Genomic DNA, 15715 nt, shown 5'->3' on the forward strand with positions numbered 1-15715 from the left:
TGGATCGGCAAGTCCGAGGGCCTGCGCTTTGCCTTCCCGCACCAGATCGCCGGCCGGGATGGCCAGCTGATCCAGGACGGCAAGCTGTACGTCTTCACCACCCGCGCCGACACGATCATGGGCGTGACCTTCTGCGCCGTGGCGCCGGAGCACCCCCTGGCCACGCACGCCGCGGCCAACAACGCGCCGCTGGCTGCGTTCATCGAACAGTGCAAGCTGGGCGGCACCACCGAGGCCGAAATGGCCACGCGTGAAAAAGAAGGCATGCCCACGGGCCTGTTCGTCACGCACCCCATCACGGGCGCGCAGGTCGAAGTCTGGGTCGGCAACTACGTGCTCATGACCTACGGCGACGGCGCCGTCATGGGCGTGCCGTCGCACGACGAGCGCGACTTCGCCTTCGCCAAGAAATACAACCTGCCCATCGTGCAGGTCGTGGACGTGGCCGGCAAGGACTATTCCACGGACGCCTGGCACGAATGGTACGGCGACAAGCAGTCTGGCCGCACCATCAATTCCGGCATGTACGACGGCCTGTCCTACAAGGAAGCCGTGGACGCCATCGCGGCTGACCTCGGCGAAAAGGGCCTGGGCGAAAAGCAGACCACGTGGCGCCTGCGCGACTGGGGCATTTCGCGCCAGCGCTACTGGGGCACCCCGATCCCGATCATCCACTGCGAAGACTGCGGCCCGGTGCCGGTCCCGGAAAAAGACCTGCCCGTGGTCCTGCCCGACGACCTCATTCCCGACGGCAGCGGCAACCCGCTGGCCAAGAACGAAGCCTTCCTGTCCTGCGCCTGCCCCAGCTGCGGCAAGCCCGCGCGCCGCGAAACGGACACGATGGACACGTTCGTGGACTCGTCCTGGTACTTCATGCGCTACACCTCGCCCGGCAACGACAACGCCATGGTCGATCAGCGCAATGACTACTGGATGCCGATGGACCAGTACATCGGCGGCATCGAGCACGCCGTGCTGCACCTGCTGTATGCGCGCTTCTGGACCAAGGTCATGCGCGACATGGGCCTGCTCAATTTCGACGAACCCTTCACCAAGCTGCTGTGCCAGGGCATGGTGCTTAACCACATCTACTCGCGCAAGACGCCCCAGGGCGGCATCGAGTATTTCTGGCCCGAAGATGTCGACAACGTCTATGACGACCGCGGCGCCATCGTCGGCGCCAAGCTCAAGTCGGACGGTTCGGCCATCAACTACGGCGGCGTGGGCACGATGTCCAAGTCCAAGAACAACGGCGTCGATCCGCAATCGCTGATCGACACCCTGGGCGCCGACACGGCCCGCCTGTTCGTCATGTTCGCCAGCCCGCCCGAGCAGACCCTCGAATGGTCCGACTCCGGCGTCGAAGGCTCCAACCGCTTCTTGCGCCGCCTCTGGTCCATCAGCTACGCGCGCCGCGAAGCCGTCGCCCGCGGCCTGGCCCAGGGCACGGACTGGGCGCAGGCGCCCGCCGCCGTCAAGGATCTGCGCCGCGAGGTCTACGGGCTGCTCAAGCAGGCCGACTACGACTACCAGCGCATCCAGTACAACACCGTCGTGTCCGCCTGCATGAAAATGCTGAACGCCATCGACGACGCCAAGCTGCCGGAAGGCGCCGAGGCCGATGCGGCCTATGCCGAGACCATCGGTGTCCTGCTGCGCGTGCTGTACCCGGTCGTGCCGCACGTCACCTGGCACCTCTGGCAGGATCTGGGCTACGCCAAGGAACTCGGCGACCTGCTCGACGCGCCGTGGCCGCATGTGGACGAAGCCGCCCTCGTCGCCGACGAGATCGAACTGATGCTGCAGGTCAACGGCAAGCTGCGCGGCTCGATCCGCGTGGCCGCCAAGGCCCCCAAGGAAGACATCGAGAAACTGGCCGCCAGCCAGGAAGAGGTCGCCCGATTCCTGGAAGGCCGCCCGCCCAAGCGTGTCATCGTGGTTCCGGGCAAACTGGTCAACGTCGTAGGCTGATGAGGTCAAGCATGCACTTCGCCGGGCAACAATCGCAACTCTCCCGCCAAAGCTGGCTGCTGCGCGGCGCCTGCCTGGCGCTGTTCATGCTTCTCACCGCCTGCGGTTTCGCGCTGCGGGGCGTCACCCCGATGCCATTCGAACGCCTATACGTGGGCATCCCCGACACCACCCAATTCGGCGCGGACGTGCGCCGCGCCCTGCGCGCGGCCTCGCCCGACACGAAGCTGGTCGACAAGCCCAAGGAAGCGCAGGCCATCCTCCAGCAGGTCAATGACTCGCGCTCGCTGCGCGAGGTCTCGCTCAATGCGCAGGGCCGCGTGGAATCCTACGAGCTCGGCATCAACTACACGTTCCGCCTGATCGACTCCGAGGGCCGCGCGCTCGTGCCCGACACGACACTGTCCATCTACCGCGAAATGCCGTACGACGACCAGGTCGTCCAGGCCAAGCAAGGTCAGATCGAAACGCTGTACAAGGCCATGCAGCGCGATCTGGTGTCGCGCGTGCTGCGCCGCATCACCGCGCCGGACGTGCACAAGGCGTTCGAAGCCGCGCAGGAAGGCCGCGACGACGAGAACATGCCGCTGTTCAACCCGAACGAACCGCAGCAACCGCGCGTGCCCACACCCTGGCAGACGCCGTCCATCACCGACCCGACGAACGTCCGCTAGCCCATGGCACAGCCTCTGGACGCGGATCGGCTGGCCGAACATCTGCAGCGGCCCGACAACCGGCTGGCGCCGCTGTACACGGTCTCCGGCGACGAGCCGCTGCTGGTGACCGAAGCCGTCGACGCGTTGCGCGCCGCCGCGCGCAACGCCGGCTACACCGAGCGCCTGTCCATGGTGATGGACGCGCGCAGCGACTGGAGCGCGGTCCTCGCCGCCACCCAGAGCGTGTCGCTGTTCGGCGATCGCCGCATCCTTGAAATCAAGATCCCCACCGGCAAGCCGGGCAAGTCCGGCGCCGACACCCTGACCAAGCTGGCCGAGCAGGCCGAAAAGCAGCCCGAGGCCGACACCCTGGTGCTGATCGCCTTGCCGCGCCTGGACAAGGCCACCCGCGAAAGCCGCTGGATGCAGGCGCTGGTCCGCGCCGGCATGGCCGTCGACATCGCCAACATCGAACGCGGCCGCCTGCCGGCCTGGGTCGGCATGCGCCTGGCGCGCCAGAACCAGCGCGCCGATAGCGCCACCCTGCAATGGATGGCGGACAAGGTCGAAGGCAACCTGCTGGCCGCCCACCAGGAAATCCAGAAGCTCGGCCTGCTCTATCCCGAAGGCCAGCTCGCCCCCGAGGACGTGGAGCGCGCCGTGCTGAACGTCGCCCGCTACGACGTCTTCGGCTTGCGCGACGCCATGCTGGCCGGCGACATCGGCCGCACCATCCGCATGATCGACGGCCTGCGTGCCGAAGGCGAAGCCCTGCCGCTGGTGCTCTGGGCGGTCGGCGAAGAAATCCGCCTGCTTGCCCGCATTGCCGAGGCGCGCGCGCTGGGACAGGACGCGAACGGCCTCATGCGCCGCCTGCGCATCTTCGGCGCCCATGAACGCCTGGCGCTGCAGGCCCTGAACCGGGTCCAGCCCGGCGTCTGGCCCGCCGCTGTGCAGCACGCCCACGAAGTCGACCGCCTGATCAAGGGCCTCTCGGTGCCCGGGCGCCTCTCGGATCCCTGGGAAGAAATGACCCGGCTGGCCCTGCGCGTGGCCGCCGCCGGCGGACGACCGTGAAGGCGGCCTCGCCGCCACCTTCACCTTGTCCCCCAACCGTTCCCAAATCCGGTTCCCCGACCGGATCTCGCCCGGCCCGACGGCCGGATATACACTGAATCCCCAGGCGGCGCCCGCGCCGCCCCATTACATGATCGACGCCGCCATGTCCTCGTCCTCCATCGAACAAGCCATGCTCGCCCTGGGCGAAAACGCCCGCCGCGCCTCGCGCGCCATGATGCGCGCCGACAGCGCAGCCAAGAACCAGGCGCTGATCGCCATGGCCGACGCCCTGGCCGCCAGCCACGACGAACTGAAGGCCGCCAACGAGAAAGACGTGGCCGCCGCCCGCGCCAACGGCCTGGAGCCGGCGCTGCTGGACCGTCTGACGCTGTCCGACAAGACGCTGGCGCACATGGCCGAAGGCCTGCGCCAGATCGCCGCCCTGCCCGATCCGATCGGCAGCATCACCGCCACCACCGTCCGGCCCAACGGCATGCGCGTCGCCCAGATGCGCGTGCCGTTAGGCGTGATCGGCATCATTTACGAATCGCGCCCCAACGTCACCATCGACGCCGCGGCCCTGTGCCTGAAGTCCGGCAACGCCGCCATCCTGCGCGGCGGCAGCGAAGCCCTGCACTCCAACGTGGCGCTCGGCCACATCGTGCAAACGGGCCTGGCCGCCGCCGGCCTGCCGCAGGATGCGGTGCAGGTTGTCGCCACCGCCGACCGCGCGGCCGTGGGCGCCCTCATCACCATGACCGAACACATCGACGTCATCGTGCCGCGCGGCGGCAAGGGCCTCATCGCCCGGCTGTCGCAAGAGGCCCGCGTGCCGCTCATCAAGCACCTGGACGGCAACTGCCACATCTACATCGACGCCGCGGCGGATCCGGACAAGGCCCACGCCATCGCCCTGAACGCCAAGACCTACCGCTACGGCATCTGCGGCGCCATGGAGACCCTGCTGATCGACGCCGTGGCCGCCGTGTCCATCCTGCCCAGCCTGGCCGCCGCCTTCGCCGAGCACGGCGTGGAACTGCGCGGCTGCCCGCGCACGCTGGCGCTGCTGCCGCACGCCACGCCCGCCACCGAAGAAGACTGGGCCACCGAATACCTGGCGCCCATCCTGGCCGTGCGCATCGTCGACACGCTGGACGACGCCATCGAACACATCGCGCGTTACGGCTCGGGCCACACCGACGCGATCGTCACGCAGGATCTGTCGGCGGCCCAGCGATTCCAGCGCGAAGTCGACTCCAGCTCCGTTTACGTAAACCTGCCGACCTGCTTTGCGGACGGCTTCGAATACGGGCTGGGCGCCGAGATCGGCATTTCGACCAATCGCCTGCATGCGCGCGGTCCCGTGGGCCTGGAAGGCCTGACCACGCTCAAATGGGTACTGAACGGCGAAGGCCAGACCCGCGGCTGACAGGCCCGGCCGCGCCCGCGTGCGTACTGACGCGGCCCTGAACACGGGGCCGCGCCAAGCCCTCTACAATAGGGCCAGCTTTTTTGCCCGAATTCGTCCATCCCACGCGGCCCGGCCGCGCATCGTTGAGATCCCCATGCATTCACCCGTCATGGCCATGGCCTTCAGCCTTTTCGTGCTCTGTTTCATCACCTGCACGATCAGCGGCATCGTGCTGTTCTTCTTCAAGACCAGGCAGGTCAACGCCGCGCTCAAGCACCCGTACCTGCAGCACCGGCCATTCAAACAGTTTCCGCTGGCGATCCAGGCCGCGATCATGCTGGACTATTTCTTTCGCCTGATGTTTCCGGGCACGCGCTTCTGGCTGGTCGGCAACGCCAACGACCTGCTGTCCCACGTCGAACCCAAGAAGATTCCGCTCGCCCTGAAATGGCCGATCGTCGGTTTCTGGGGCTCGTGCTGGCTGGGCCTGATTGCCATGATCGTGTTGTGGATCATGCTGTTCCTCGGAGCCTGAACGCATGCAGATCAAATTTGAAGACTATCCCGGCAGCGTCGACGCGGCGCGCTTCCTGATCGCCGCGCGCCAGGCGGGCATCGCCGGCCCGCGCCTGCCTGCCGAGTGCCGCCCGCAATCCCTGGGCCAGGCATTTGCCGTGCAGCAGCGCACCGCCGAACTGCTGCGCGAGACTCGCCAGGACAGCATCGCCGCCTGGAAAAGCGCGCTGCCGTCTCCTGAAAAAACCGTCGTGGCCCCCATCTACGCCTCGGGCACGGCGGACGCCGCCGCTGGCCCCGTCGCAGCCACCACCGACATCGTGCGCATCGAACCCGAGGTCGCCTTCGAGCTTGCCCGCGACCTGCCGCCGCGCGACACGCCGTACACCGAAGCCGAGATCGACGCTGCGGTGGGCGGCGCCCGCCTGGCGCTGGAAGTCCTGGGCTGTCGCTACGCGTCCCCGGAACATGCCAGCCTGCCCGAACTGCTGGCGGATCACATGTTCAATCAGGGGCTGGTGCTGGGCCCCCGCATCTCGTCGCCCGATGCGGCACCGAGCAGCCTGACCATCACGCTGACGGTTGACGGCGTCGAAGTCGAGCAGCACGCCGGCATCCACCCCAACGACCACCCCAAGGCCGGACTGTATTGGCTGGCCAATTTCCTGCGCGAGCAAGGCCTGGGTCTGACGGCCGGCCAGCACGTCATCACCGGTTCGTACGCCGGCTTCCTGGACGTGCCCGCGAACAAGGACGTTGAATTGGCGTACGGTGATCTGGGCGTGTTGAAGGTGCGCTTCGGCGGTTGAAGCGACCCCAGCACTCCTGGCGCGCTGTTAACGAGGCACCGGCTCTGCGATGCCGACCGCCTCGCCCCCCGCTTCGATGATTTCACCGGCCGCCAGGCACAGGTCCTCGCGGAAGCGCCCCGCCACCACCTGCACGCCCACCGGACTCGGTCCCGCGGTGCTCATGGCGCTGCCCATGGCCACGGACAGTCCGGGCAGCCCCATGAACGGCAGACCGATCTGAGTCATCTGCGCACGCCAGACCCGCGCGTAGGCCGCGTCGCCCTGCAGGTCGAGGTTGTCGGGGAACGGCAATTCGGCCGACACCGGCAGCAACAGCACCGGATACTCGGCAAAAAACACCTCCCACAAGCGCGTGAGCGTCGCACGCCGCGTCAGCACCGCCGAAAAGCTTGTCAGATCGGCGCCTGCCGCCTTGTCGCGCTGCCCGGCCAGCGCCACCAGCGCGCCGCGGTCGCCTTCTTTTTCCGCAGCCGCCAACATGGCGTCATAGCCGTCCGCCATCCACATGCGGATCTGCAGGTCGGCCGCCTCCTGCATCGGGGGCAAAGCTTCCAGCGTATCGACCGTCCAGCCCGCCTCGCTCAGCCGCCGCGCCGCTTCCTGCAACGCCTTCACGATGGCCGGATCGGTGTCCATGCCGTCGGGGTTCAAACACAGCGCGGCCCGCTTTGGCGCATCTGGCCCGGTCAGCGGCGCGGGCACCCACCACGGATCGCGCGGATCCGGCGCAGCCAGCGCGGCCAGCCCCAGCCGCACATCGGCAATGGTGCGGCCCAACGGCCCGGACACCGCCGTGATCTGCCCGCCAATCGACCGCTCAGGCAGCGCGGCGTTATACGCCGCCACCCGGCCCAGCGACGGACGCAGGCCATGCACGCCGCACGCATACGCCGGATAACGGATCGAGCCGGCGATGTCCGTGCCATGCGCCAGATGCCCAATGCCGGCCGCCACCGCGGACGCGGCGCCGCCAGACGAGCCGCCGGGCGTCAACGCCGGATTGCGCGGATTGCGCGTGTCGCCATGCAGCGCGTTGCCGGTAAACCAGCGCAGCGAAAACGCCGGCGTATTGGTCCGGCCCACGATCACCGCGCCGGCGCGCCGCAAGTTGTCGACGACGGGACTGTTCCGTTCGGCGATCAGGTCCTTCTGCAAGCGCACGCCGTTGGTTGTGGCAAAGCCGGCCTGATCCACGTTGACCTTCACGGTGACGGGCACGCCCGCCAGCACCCCGGGATCTTCTCCGCGCGCAAGCGCCGCGTCCACCTCGGCCGCCTGCGCCAGCACGTCTTCGGGGCGGTGATCCACCACCGCGTTGATGGCGGGATTGACGGCATCGAGCCGCTGCAGCGCACTTTGCGCAGCCTGCACGGCGGACACTTCACGCTTGCGGACAAGGGCAGCAAGCTCAACTGCGGACAAACGCCAAAGATCGGACACGCGCAACTCCTGAGGTCATGGGTTTTCCTTCGGGCCAGCAAACCTTAGCGCCAGTCACGCCGCGCCACAACCCTCGGCTTACCGCTAATTGCGCGCTTCAAAGACGTCGACAATCGCGTCAGCCACCGCCCGCACGCGCGCCGTGCGGTTCAGATCCCCGTGCATCACCAGCCACAGATCATAGGCCTCGCTGCGGTCGGGCCAGATCCGCACCAATTCGGGATGGTCCGGCGCCATGTGGGTCGGCAACTCGCCAATACCCAGTCCCGCCACCACCGCGTCGATGATCATCAGGCCGGAATTCACCTCAACGCCGATGCGGCCGTTGCGGGTGGGTTCGCCGCACAGCGAATCCGACCAGCCGGGCAGCACGGCCTGCTGATACGCGATCAACGTGTGCCCAGCGAACGCGGTGCCGGGCTTCGGTTCGCCATGCGCCTCCAGGTATGCCCGCGACGCGTACAGGCCGACCTCCTTGCGCGCGAGATGGCGATGGATCAGGTCGGGGTTGTCAGGCTTGATGTTGCGAATAGCCAAGTCGGCCTCGCGGCGCGTCAGATTACTGATCTGAATGCCGGTGGAAAGCACCACGCGGATATCCGGGTGCTCGGCATGGACCCGCCTGATGGCCTCCATGATGAAGTAGCGGGCCACCGTTTCCGAAGCCGCGACACGGACTACGCCCGACAGCCGGTGATCCAGCCCCTGCATCTGACGCTGAAGCTGGTCCGCCGCCTGCTCCATGCGTTCGGCGGCGGCAAACGCAAGCCCGCCTGCTGCCGTTGGCACGTAACCACTGGGCGTGCGCAGGAACAGGCGCGCATCCAGCGATGCCTCCAACGCCGCCAGGCGCCGGCCAGCGGTGGCCTGGTCGATCTGCAGCACCGCCGCCGCGCCGCGTAGCGTCCCCACGCGGTAGATCGCCAGAAATATCCGTGCGTTGTCCCAATCCATTTCAAATCCGCGATGCAATTTTGCATGACTATAAAGCAGTAATACGGCTTTTTTGCATCAGAAGAAGCGCCTAAGCTTTGCACCCTCTGCACGTTGCGCACCCTGAAAGAAGCCCCGCCATGTCCTCCGCCTGCCGCCCCGTCATCTCAATGGACGCGCCGCCCGCTCCCGCCACGGGATGGGTGCCTTTGATCACCTTGGCCGTCGGCTTCGTCATGGCCATGCTCGATGTGACGGTGGTCAACGTCGCAATTCCCAGCATCGCGCTCCAGTTCACCGTGCCGCTCACGGACCTCGTCTGGATCGTCGATGGCTACACCCTGACCTTCGCCGCGCTGCTGCTGGTTGCCGGCGCGCTGGCCGACCGCTACGGCGCCAAGACTCTCTATCTGACGGGGCTGGGCGTCTTCACCGCCGCGTCGCTGCTATGCGGACTGGCGCCCAACGCCGGCGCCTTGATCGCGGCGCGCATGCTGCAGGGTGTTGGCGCGGCCCTCTTCATGCCCAGCTCGCTCAGCCTGCTCACGCACGCCTACACCGACGAAAACGTGCGAAACCGCATGCTGGCCGTCTGGTCCGCCATCGTGGCCGTCGCCGGCGCATCCGGACCGTTGCTCGGCGGCGTACTGATCCACCAATTCGGCTGGCGCGGCATCTTCCTCATCAACATTCCGCTGGGCCTGGCCGGCCTGTGGCTCGCCCGCCGCCGCATCGCGGCCGCGCCCCGGCGTCCCCGCGCGCTCAACCCCTGGAGCCACCTGCTCGGCATCGTCGCGCTGTCTTCCTTGTGCTTCGTCCTGATCCAGGGCAACGCGTATGGCTGGAGCTCCCCGCCGATCGCGGCGACGGCGCTGCTGAGCCTCTTGGCCACGGCGCTGCTCGTGCAGCGCGAACGCCGGCACGCCGAGCCCATCATCCCGCGCGCGCTCTTCGCCACCGGCCAATTCGCCGCCGCCAACGGCGTGGGCTTCCTCATCAATCTCGCGTCATACGGCCAGTTGTTCCTGCTGAGCCTCTTCCTGCAGCACGCGCGCGGCGCCGACGCACTGCAGACCGGCATCGAACTCGTGCCGATGCTGGCGGTGTTCTCCATCGGCAACCTCATCTCGGGCCGCGTATCCGCGCGCTGGAACGTGTCGGCCTCGTTGCTGGGCGGCGTCTCGCTCGCGGCGGTGATGAGCGCCATCGGCATCGCCACCTTCACACCCGAGGTCGCCTACTGGCCCTTTGCCGTTGTTGTCGCGATGGCCAACCTGGGCGTCGGCATTGCGGTGCCTGCCATGACCAGCATCGTCATGCAGGTCTCCGGCAGCCAGCACGCCAACAGCGCGGCGGCCGCCCTGAACGCCAATCGCCAATCCGGCGCGCTGGTCGGCGTCGCCGTCATGGGCACCATCCTGCACCTCTTGCCGGACTGGCACGCCAGCCTGCGCGCGGCCTACATCGTGATCACGGTCAGCTACGTCATCACCGTCGTGCTGGCGGCGCGCTACCTGCGCCACACCCGCAACACCTGAGCCGCCCCGGATTTCTGCTTCAACCGGCCGCCAGAATCGCGACGCCGCGCCCAGCGTAGAACCTGTCGAAATCGGCAAGCGGCAGCTCGACATCCGCTTGCGAACCCGGCTCGCCCGACGGGTTGTGAAACGTCACGGACGCCGCTGTGGCGCGCGTCACCAGCACCAGATGCCCGCCTTTTTTCGGAGGCTCCCTGTCGGGCCATCGTATCCAAGGGTGGACCGACGCCATGAAGTAATCCGACTGCGCCATAACACCCGGCAGATCCGAGGCGGGCAGGTCGACACGCACCTGCGAACGCAACCCGAAAACATCGGCGACGTATCGCACGAACGGCGCATAGATCAGGCCCTTGATGGTTCCGTCCGCCTCCTCGACATAGGCGCCATATGGCAAGCTGCCGCGAGCGAGTTCCAGAGTCGGATGGACGCGCCCCGTCCGCGCCGCCAACACCATCTTCAAACACGCCATCCCGCAGACATGGCTGGCCCAGCGCACATACTCGTGCAGATCCCGCGCGCCGGAATCGCGCCATGCTGGGTCGTGCGCCAGATCCAGCTCCTTGCGAATGATCTCGCCCGCCCGATGCGCGGACTCCCATTGGCAGAAATACGGAACGGTCACGCGCGCGGGTGTCGAACTCATGCAAGGCTCCCGGGGGGTCGGAAAAGCCCTTATCTTGCCGCCGCCCTGCCCGCGTGGCAACGGCCCCGGCTTTGCTTCACAATGCAGCAAACCCAACAAAGGAGACCTGCATGTCCAGCATTGCGCCGTCCAGTCCTGCTTCGTCCGGTTCTGCCTCGCCCGGTTCGGTTTCATCCGGCCCCGGCCCCATCCGCCGCGTTGCCATCGTGGGCGCCGGCACCATCGGCGCCAGTTGGGCCGCCCTGTTTCTCGCGCACGGACTGGAAGTCGTCGTCAGCGATCCCGGTCCGCATGCACAGGCCCACACCATTGCCCGGGTGCAGGCGGCATGGCCGGTCCTGGCGGAGCTCGGCCATGTGCGTCCCGGCGCCACCGCCGACGCGTTACGCTTCGACCCCGACCTGGAAACCGCCCTGGCTGGCGTCGACTTCGTCCAGGAAAACGCACCCGAGCGCGAAGACTTCAAGACCGACCTCTTCGCCCGCATCGACGCCATCCTGCCCCCGCACGTCATCGTCGCCTCCAGTTCGTCCGGCCTCATCATGAGCCGCCTGCAATCGCGCTGCCGCCATCCCCAGCGTTTCGTGATCGGCCACCCCTTCAATCCGCCCCACCTCATCCCGCTGGTCGAGGTCGTCGGCGGTGACCAGACGTCCTCCGACACCATGGACCGCGCCATCGACTTCTACCGCAGCATGGGCAAACACCCCATCCGCCTGAACAAGGAGGTCCCCGGTCACATCGCCAACCGCCTGCAAGCCGCCCTATGGCGCGAGGCCATCCACCTGGCCGCCGAAAACGTCGCCAGCGTTGCGGACATCGACGCCGCCGTATCCCAAGGCCCCGGCCTGCGCTGGGCCCTCTTCGGCCCTCACATGACATTCAACCTTGGCGGCGGCGAAGGCGGTCTCGCGCACTTCATGCACCATTTGCTCGGCCCCGTGCAAACCTGGTGGGACGACCTCGGCACGCCCGAAGTCACGCCGGCGCTGCAACAACGCCTGATAGAAGGCGTCAACGCCGAAGCCGGCCACCAAAGCATCGCAGACCTCGTGGAAGCCCGCGACGCCCAACTTACTGCGTTGATCAAGGTGTTGCATCGGTGAATCCATCGGGGAACGACGCCGGGGCATCCCGTGCGGCGGCGCTAATATCCAGGGACTCGACGTCGAACGCCGACAGCCAGGATAAGGGGCGGGATGTGGTGTCGTGCGCAGGTCCGAAACTTGCTCCGCCGTTGCCTGCCCGATCGCAAAACAGGCGCCTGTTCGTGAGATGGGGACCTGCCCTCGACAAGAAGTGCGCTCTATCCGACCGTCTTCTTCACCAACGAAGGAGTTTTCTCGAATGATTTCTGTAATTCACGACACCGACCGTTCCCGTTTCACCTCCACCGTCGACGGCGTACTCTGCGTCCTCGACTATCAGCTGCAAAACGGCGCCATGGCCATCACGCACACTGGCGTGCCCAGCGCGGTCGGCGGCCGCGGCATCGCCGCCGAACTGACCCGCCAGGCCCTGCTCACCGCGCGCGAGAACGGCTGGAAGGTCCGTCCCTACTGCTCCTACGCCGACGCGTACATCCGCCGCCATCCTGAATACACTGACCTGTTGGCGTGATCCTTTCTCGCAAAACAACTTACTTCAACTACCCCGCCGTGCCGAAGCAATCAAGCCTCACCAAAACGCCCTGCCCCTGCGGCAGCCCTCGTTCCTACCCCGACTGCTGCGGCCGATGGCACGACGGCCCGCAATCGCTTCAAGCCCCGACCGCCGAAGCCCTCATGCGCTCGCGTTACAGCGCCTTCGTGCTGGACAAACTGCCCTACCTGCTGGCCACCTGGCATCCCACCACGCGCCCCGCGTCACTTGAGCCCAATTCGCCCGGCTTGAAATGGCTTGGCCTGCAGATCAAGGCCGCAGCCGACCAGGACGCCGAACATGCCACCGTCGAATTCGTAGCCAGAAGCCGCCTGGACGGCCGCGCCAGCCGCATGCACGAGACCAGCCGCTTCGTGCGCGAGAACGGACAATGGTTCTACCTCGACGGCGACGTGCGCTGACCACAGCGCTAGCTAATCGCCCACGCTAAGGCGTGGGCGGTTCCAAGTCCCCGCCAATGGCCTGCTTCAGCGCATCCAGCAGATCGACCCCGACGGCGCCGAGTCCGCGCGCGTCGCCAACGATCGCCAGCTCGGTCGGCGGCACATCGGCAAACCCGTCTGCGGCGGCCAGTTCAACGTGCGTCTCCAGCCGCGCCGAGGCCGGCAACAGACTGATCCCCAAACCCGCCGCGACTGCCGCCTGCACGCCGGCCAGACTATGGCTGTGGTACGCGATATGCCACGGCCGCCCCGCGCTTTCCAGCGCATAGATCATCCGCTTGCGATACACGCACCCCTGCGGAAACAGTACCAACGGCACCACCGCCGCCTTCTCGTTGCGCTGTCGACCGCCCACCCACACCAGGCGTTCCGGCCATGCCGCGATGCAAGGCCCATCGCCAGGCTCCCGCTTGACCAGCGCCAGTTCCAGCTCGCCAGACGCCAGCCCGGCGCGAAGATCCGTGCTCATGCCGCTAAGCGTTTCCAACCGCACCTCCGCGTGGCGCGCGGCAAATTCCGCCAGCAACACTGTCAACCGCGACACATCGAAGTCCTCCGGCACACCCAGCCGTATCACCCGCGCGGTCCGCGGCGCGGACAACACGTGCTCCGCCTCCCCTGCGATCGCCAGCAAGCGCCGTGCATAGGCCAACATCAGCTCGCCGTCCTCGGTCGCCGACACATTGCCGCCGGCACGGTCCCGAAGCAGCAACGTCTTGCCTACGCTCTGTTCAAGCTTGCGCACCTGCTGGCTGACAGTCGACTGCGTGCGATGCACCCGGCTGGCGGCACGGGTGAAACTGCCTTCGTCCACGACGCAGACGAGCGTCTTCAATAGTTCAAGATCAAGCATCCGCTTCAACTCGTGTTGGACTTTCGCCCGCCATGGCATTCACACAGGGCGAGCTTATTTATCGATCAACTGACCGTGCGTGTTTTATTAATTTTACAACTGCACCAACAGGATTCTACGCTGTAGATTCCACCATCGCCGAAGGAACCGACATGCCCCTCGATCACGCTCGACCCCAATGGCTTACCTTTGACTGTTACGGCACGCTCATTCAATGGGACGAAGGCCTACAGGCCGCAGTGCAAAAAATCCTTGAGGCCCATCCCGGCTCTACGCCGCGGCCCTCCGCTGCACAGTTCCTGCATGAATACGACGATCACGAGCACCGCCTCGAGCGCACCCCGCCCTACCGCAACTTCGCTGAGGTAACCCGCGAATCGTTGCGGCTCACCATGGCGCATTTTGACCTTCCGTACCATCCCGAAGATGCAGAGGCGCTCACGAGCAGCATCTCCCGCATGCCGCCGTTTCCCGAGGTCGTCGACACGCTCGGCAAGCTCAAGCAAGCCGGCTTCCGCCTATGCATCATCTCCAACACGGACGACGACATCATCGCCGGCAACGTCGCCCAACTGGGCGGCCATATCGACCGTGTCATCACGGCCGAGCAGGCCAGCGCCTACAAGCCATCACACGCCATCTTCGCCCATGCCCACCAAGCCCTGGGCGTCACCCCTGCTGACGTCGTGCACATCTGCGCCAGCCCGCACCTGGACCTCGTCGCCGCCCGGGACATCGGCTTCCGGTGCATCTGGATCGACCGCGGCACCGGCCGCAAGCCCTTGCCTGACTACCGTCCTGAAGCTACCGTAGCAACTCTGGATCGCGTGCCGGACCTGTTTCGCGACGCCGGCTGGCTTTGATCCCCATCCCATCTCTTGTTGAAGGTTGCCATGAACCACGAACCCGGTTTCGCCGACGCACTCTTCCATGCCGATCCCGTAACCGCATTGCGCACGGATCTGGCGCTGGCACTACGTGCGGCGGCAACTCACGGCTTGGGAGAAGGCGTCTGCAACCATTTCAGCGTGGCGTTGCCCGGCGATCCCGATCATTTCCTGCTGAATCCCCGAGGTCTGATGTGGAACGAGGTCCAGGCCAACGACATCGTGCTCGTCGACGCACATGGCAACAAACTTGCCGGCCGGCATGACGTCGAACCGACGGCCATGTTCATCCACGCAGCGATCCACCGGATTGCAGGCAAGGCCTGTGTATTGCATACCCATATGCCCTACGCCACCGCGCTCACGCTCACCTCGGATCGTGGCCTGGACACTACGCTGTCTCAAAACGCGATGCGCTTCCATGGACGCCTCGCCATCGACGCGGAATACAACGGACTCGCGCTGGACGTGACGGAAGGCGAACGCATAGCCCACGCCATGCAAGGCGCCGACATCGTCTTCCTGGGCAATCACGGCGTCGTCGTCTGCGGCGAACGACTCGACTACGCCTACGACGATCTCTTTTTCCTCGAACGCGCCTGTATGGCGCAAGTCCTGGCGCAATCCACCGGGCGTCGGCTTGAGCCCGTCAACGCCGAAATCGCAGCCAAGGTCGCCGCCCAGATCCAGAGCGAACGCCTGCAATCCGAGCTGTTCTTCAAAGCCCTGCGCCGCCAACTCCCCTAATCTCGACACGTCGAACCCAAACAAAAACCCCTCGCGGCGCCAGCCGCGAGGGGTTTCTTATTTGAACGCCACAAAGTGGAACGCCACAAAGACAAAACCCCGCAGGGGATACCTGCGGGGTTTTGAGCAATAAAAGCCTGA

16 protein-coding genes are annotated in these 15715 nt (G+C 66.4%); 12 read left to right on the forward strand and 4 right to left on the reverse strand.

Annotated features, from left to right (window positions below):
* The 6 genes from leuS to RT697_RS24515 form a co-directional block, all read left to right on the forward strand.
* On the forward strand, positions 1 to 1971 hold a 1971-nt coding region (gene leuS, locus RT697_RS24490; RefSeq protein ID WP_313702276.1), incomplete at its 5' end, for a leucine--tRNA ligase.
* Positions 1972 to 1982: 11 nt separating this feature from the next.
* Complete coding sequence (gene lptE / locus RT697_RS24495; protein ID WP_313702277.1) at positions 1983 to 2645, forward strand: LPS assembly lipoprotein LptE; 663 nt, start codon at positions 1983 to 1985, stop codon at positions 2643 to 2645.
* Between the two features lie 3 nt (positions 2646 to 2648).
* Positions 2649 to 3704 carry a DNA polymerase III subunit delta gene (gene holA / locus RT697_RS24500; protein WP_313702278.1) on the forward strand — a complete coding sequence of 352 codons (1056 nt, stop codon included), beginning with the start codon at positions 2649 to 2651 and terminating at the stop codon, positions 3702 to 3704.
* A 130-nt stretch (positions 3705 to 3834) separates the two neighbouring features.
* Positions 3835 to 5115, forward strand: a complete 1281-nt coding sequence (locus tag RT697_RS24505) for a glutamate-5-semialdehyde dehydrogenase (RefSeq protein WP_409517487.1) — start codon at positions 3835 to 3837, stop codon at positions 5113 to 5115.
* Positions 5116 to 5251: 136 nt separating this feature from the next.
* Positions 5252 to 5632, forward strand: coding sequence for a hypothetical protein (locus tag RT697_RS24510; RefSeq protein ID WP_313702280.1), 381 nt, complete (start codon positions 5252 to 5254; stop codon positions 5630 to 5632).
* A gap of 4 nt (positions 5633 to 5636) precedes the next feature.
* Complete coding sequence (locus tag RT697_RS24515) at positions 5637 to 6422, forward strand: fumarylacetoacetate hydrolase family protein (protein ID WP_313702281.1); 786 nt, start codon at positions 5637 to 5639, stop codon at positions 6420 to 6422.
* Between the two features lie 27 nt (positions 6423 to 6449).
* Here RT697_RS24515 and RT697_RS24520 read toward each other — a convergent pair whose 3' ends face one another.
* The gene (locus tag RT697_RS24520) at positions 6450 to 7865 is read right to left on the reverse strand and encodes an amidase family protein (RefSeq protein ID WP_313702282.1); all 1416 of its coding nucleotides are present in this window, start codon (positions 7863 to 7865) and stop codon (positions 6450 to 6452) included.
* Between the two features lie 84 nt (positions 7866 to 7949).
* The gene (locus RT697_RS24525) at positions 7950 to 8819 is read right to left on the reverse strand and encodes a LysR family transcriptional regulator (RefSeq protein WP_313702283.1); all 870 of its coding nucleotides are present in this window, start codon (positions 8817 to 8819) and stop codon (positions 7950 to 7952) included.
* Between the two features lie 119 nt (positions 8820 to 8938).
* On the opposite strand from RT697_RS24525, the gene RT697_RS24530 reads away from it, so the two are divergent.
* Positions 8939 to 10336 carry an MFS transporter gene (locus RT697_RS24530; RefSeq protein ID WP_313702284.1) on the forward strand — a complete coding sequence of 466 codons (1398 nt, stop codon included), beginning with the start codon at positions 8939 to 8941 and terminating at the stop codon, positions 10334 to 10336.
* Positions 10337 to 10355: 19 nt separating this feature from the next.
* Here the strand turns inward: RT697_RS24530 and RT697_RS24535 are convergent, their stop codons facing one another.
* Entirely contained in the window at positions 10356 to 10982 is a 627-nt protein-coding gene (locus tag RT697_RS24535) for a hypothetical protein (RefSeq protein WP_313702285.1), read from the reverse strand.
* Between the two features lie 110 nt (positions 10983 to 11092).
* Here RT697_RS24535 and RT697_RS24540 point away from each other — a divergent pair, with 110 nt between their 5' ends.
* The 3 genes from RT697_RS24540 (at position 11093) to RT697_RS24550 (ending at position 13045) form a co-directional block, all read left to right on the forward strand.
* Positions 11093 to 12088 (forward strand): 3-hydroxyacyl-CoA dehydrogenase NAD-binding domain-containing protein, encoded by a 996-nt coding sequence (locus RT697_RS24540; protein WP_313702286.1) that lies wholly within the window; start codon positions 11093 to 11095, stop codon positions 12086 to 12088.
* Between the two features lie 241 nt (positions 12089 to 12329).
* Positions 12330 to 12602, forward strand: a complete 273-nt coding sequence (locus RT697_RS24545; protein WP_313702287.1) for a GNAT family N-acetyltransferase — start codon at positions 12330 to 12332, stop codon at positions 12600 to 12602.
* A 38-nt stretch (positions 12603 to 12640) separates the two neighbouring features.
* Positions 12641 to 13045 carry a YchJ family protein gene (locus RT697_RS24550; RefSeq protein WP_313702288.1) on the forward strand — a complete coding sequence of 135 codons (405 nt, stop codon included), beginning with the start codon at positions 12641 to 12643 and terminating at the stop codon, positions 13043 to 13045.
* Positions 13046 to 13070: 25 nt separating this feature from the next.
* Here RT697_RS24550 and RT697_RS24555 read toward each other — a convergent pair whose 3' ends face one another.
* Complete coding sequence (locus RT697_RS24555; protein ID WP_313702289.1) at positions 13071 to 13940, reverse strand: LysR family transcriptional regulator; 870 nt, start codon at positions 13938 to 13940, stop codon at positions 13071 to 13073.
* A gap of 152 nt (positions 13941 to 14092) precedes the next feature.
* Between RT697_RS24555 and RT697_RS24560 the strand changes: the two genes are divergently transcribed.
* Positions 14093 to 14803 (forward strand): haloacid dehalogenase type II, encoded by a 711-nt coding sequence (locus RT697_RS24560; RefSeq protein ID WP_313702290.1) that lies wholly within the window; start codon positions 14093 to 14095, stop codon positions 14801 to 14803.
* A gap of 30 nt (positions 14804 to 14833) precedes the next feature.
* The gene (locus RT697_RS24565) at positions 14834 to 15574 is read left to right on the forward strand and encodes an aldolase (protein WP_313702291.1); all 741 of its coding nucleotides are present in this window, start codon (positions 14834 to 14836) and stop codon (positions 15572 to 15574) included.
* Positions 15575 to 15715: the final 141 nt, after the last annotated feature.

It is taken from the genome of Achromobacter sp. (assembly GCF_032113835.1).
In the GTDB taxonomy this organism is placed as follows: Bacteria; Pseudomonadota; Gammaproteobacteria; order Burkholderiales; family Burkholderiaceae_B; genus Achromobacter.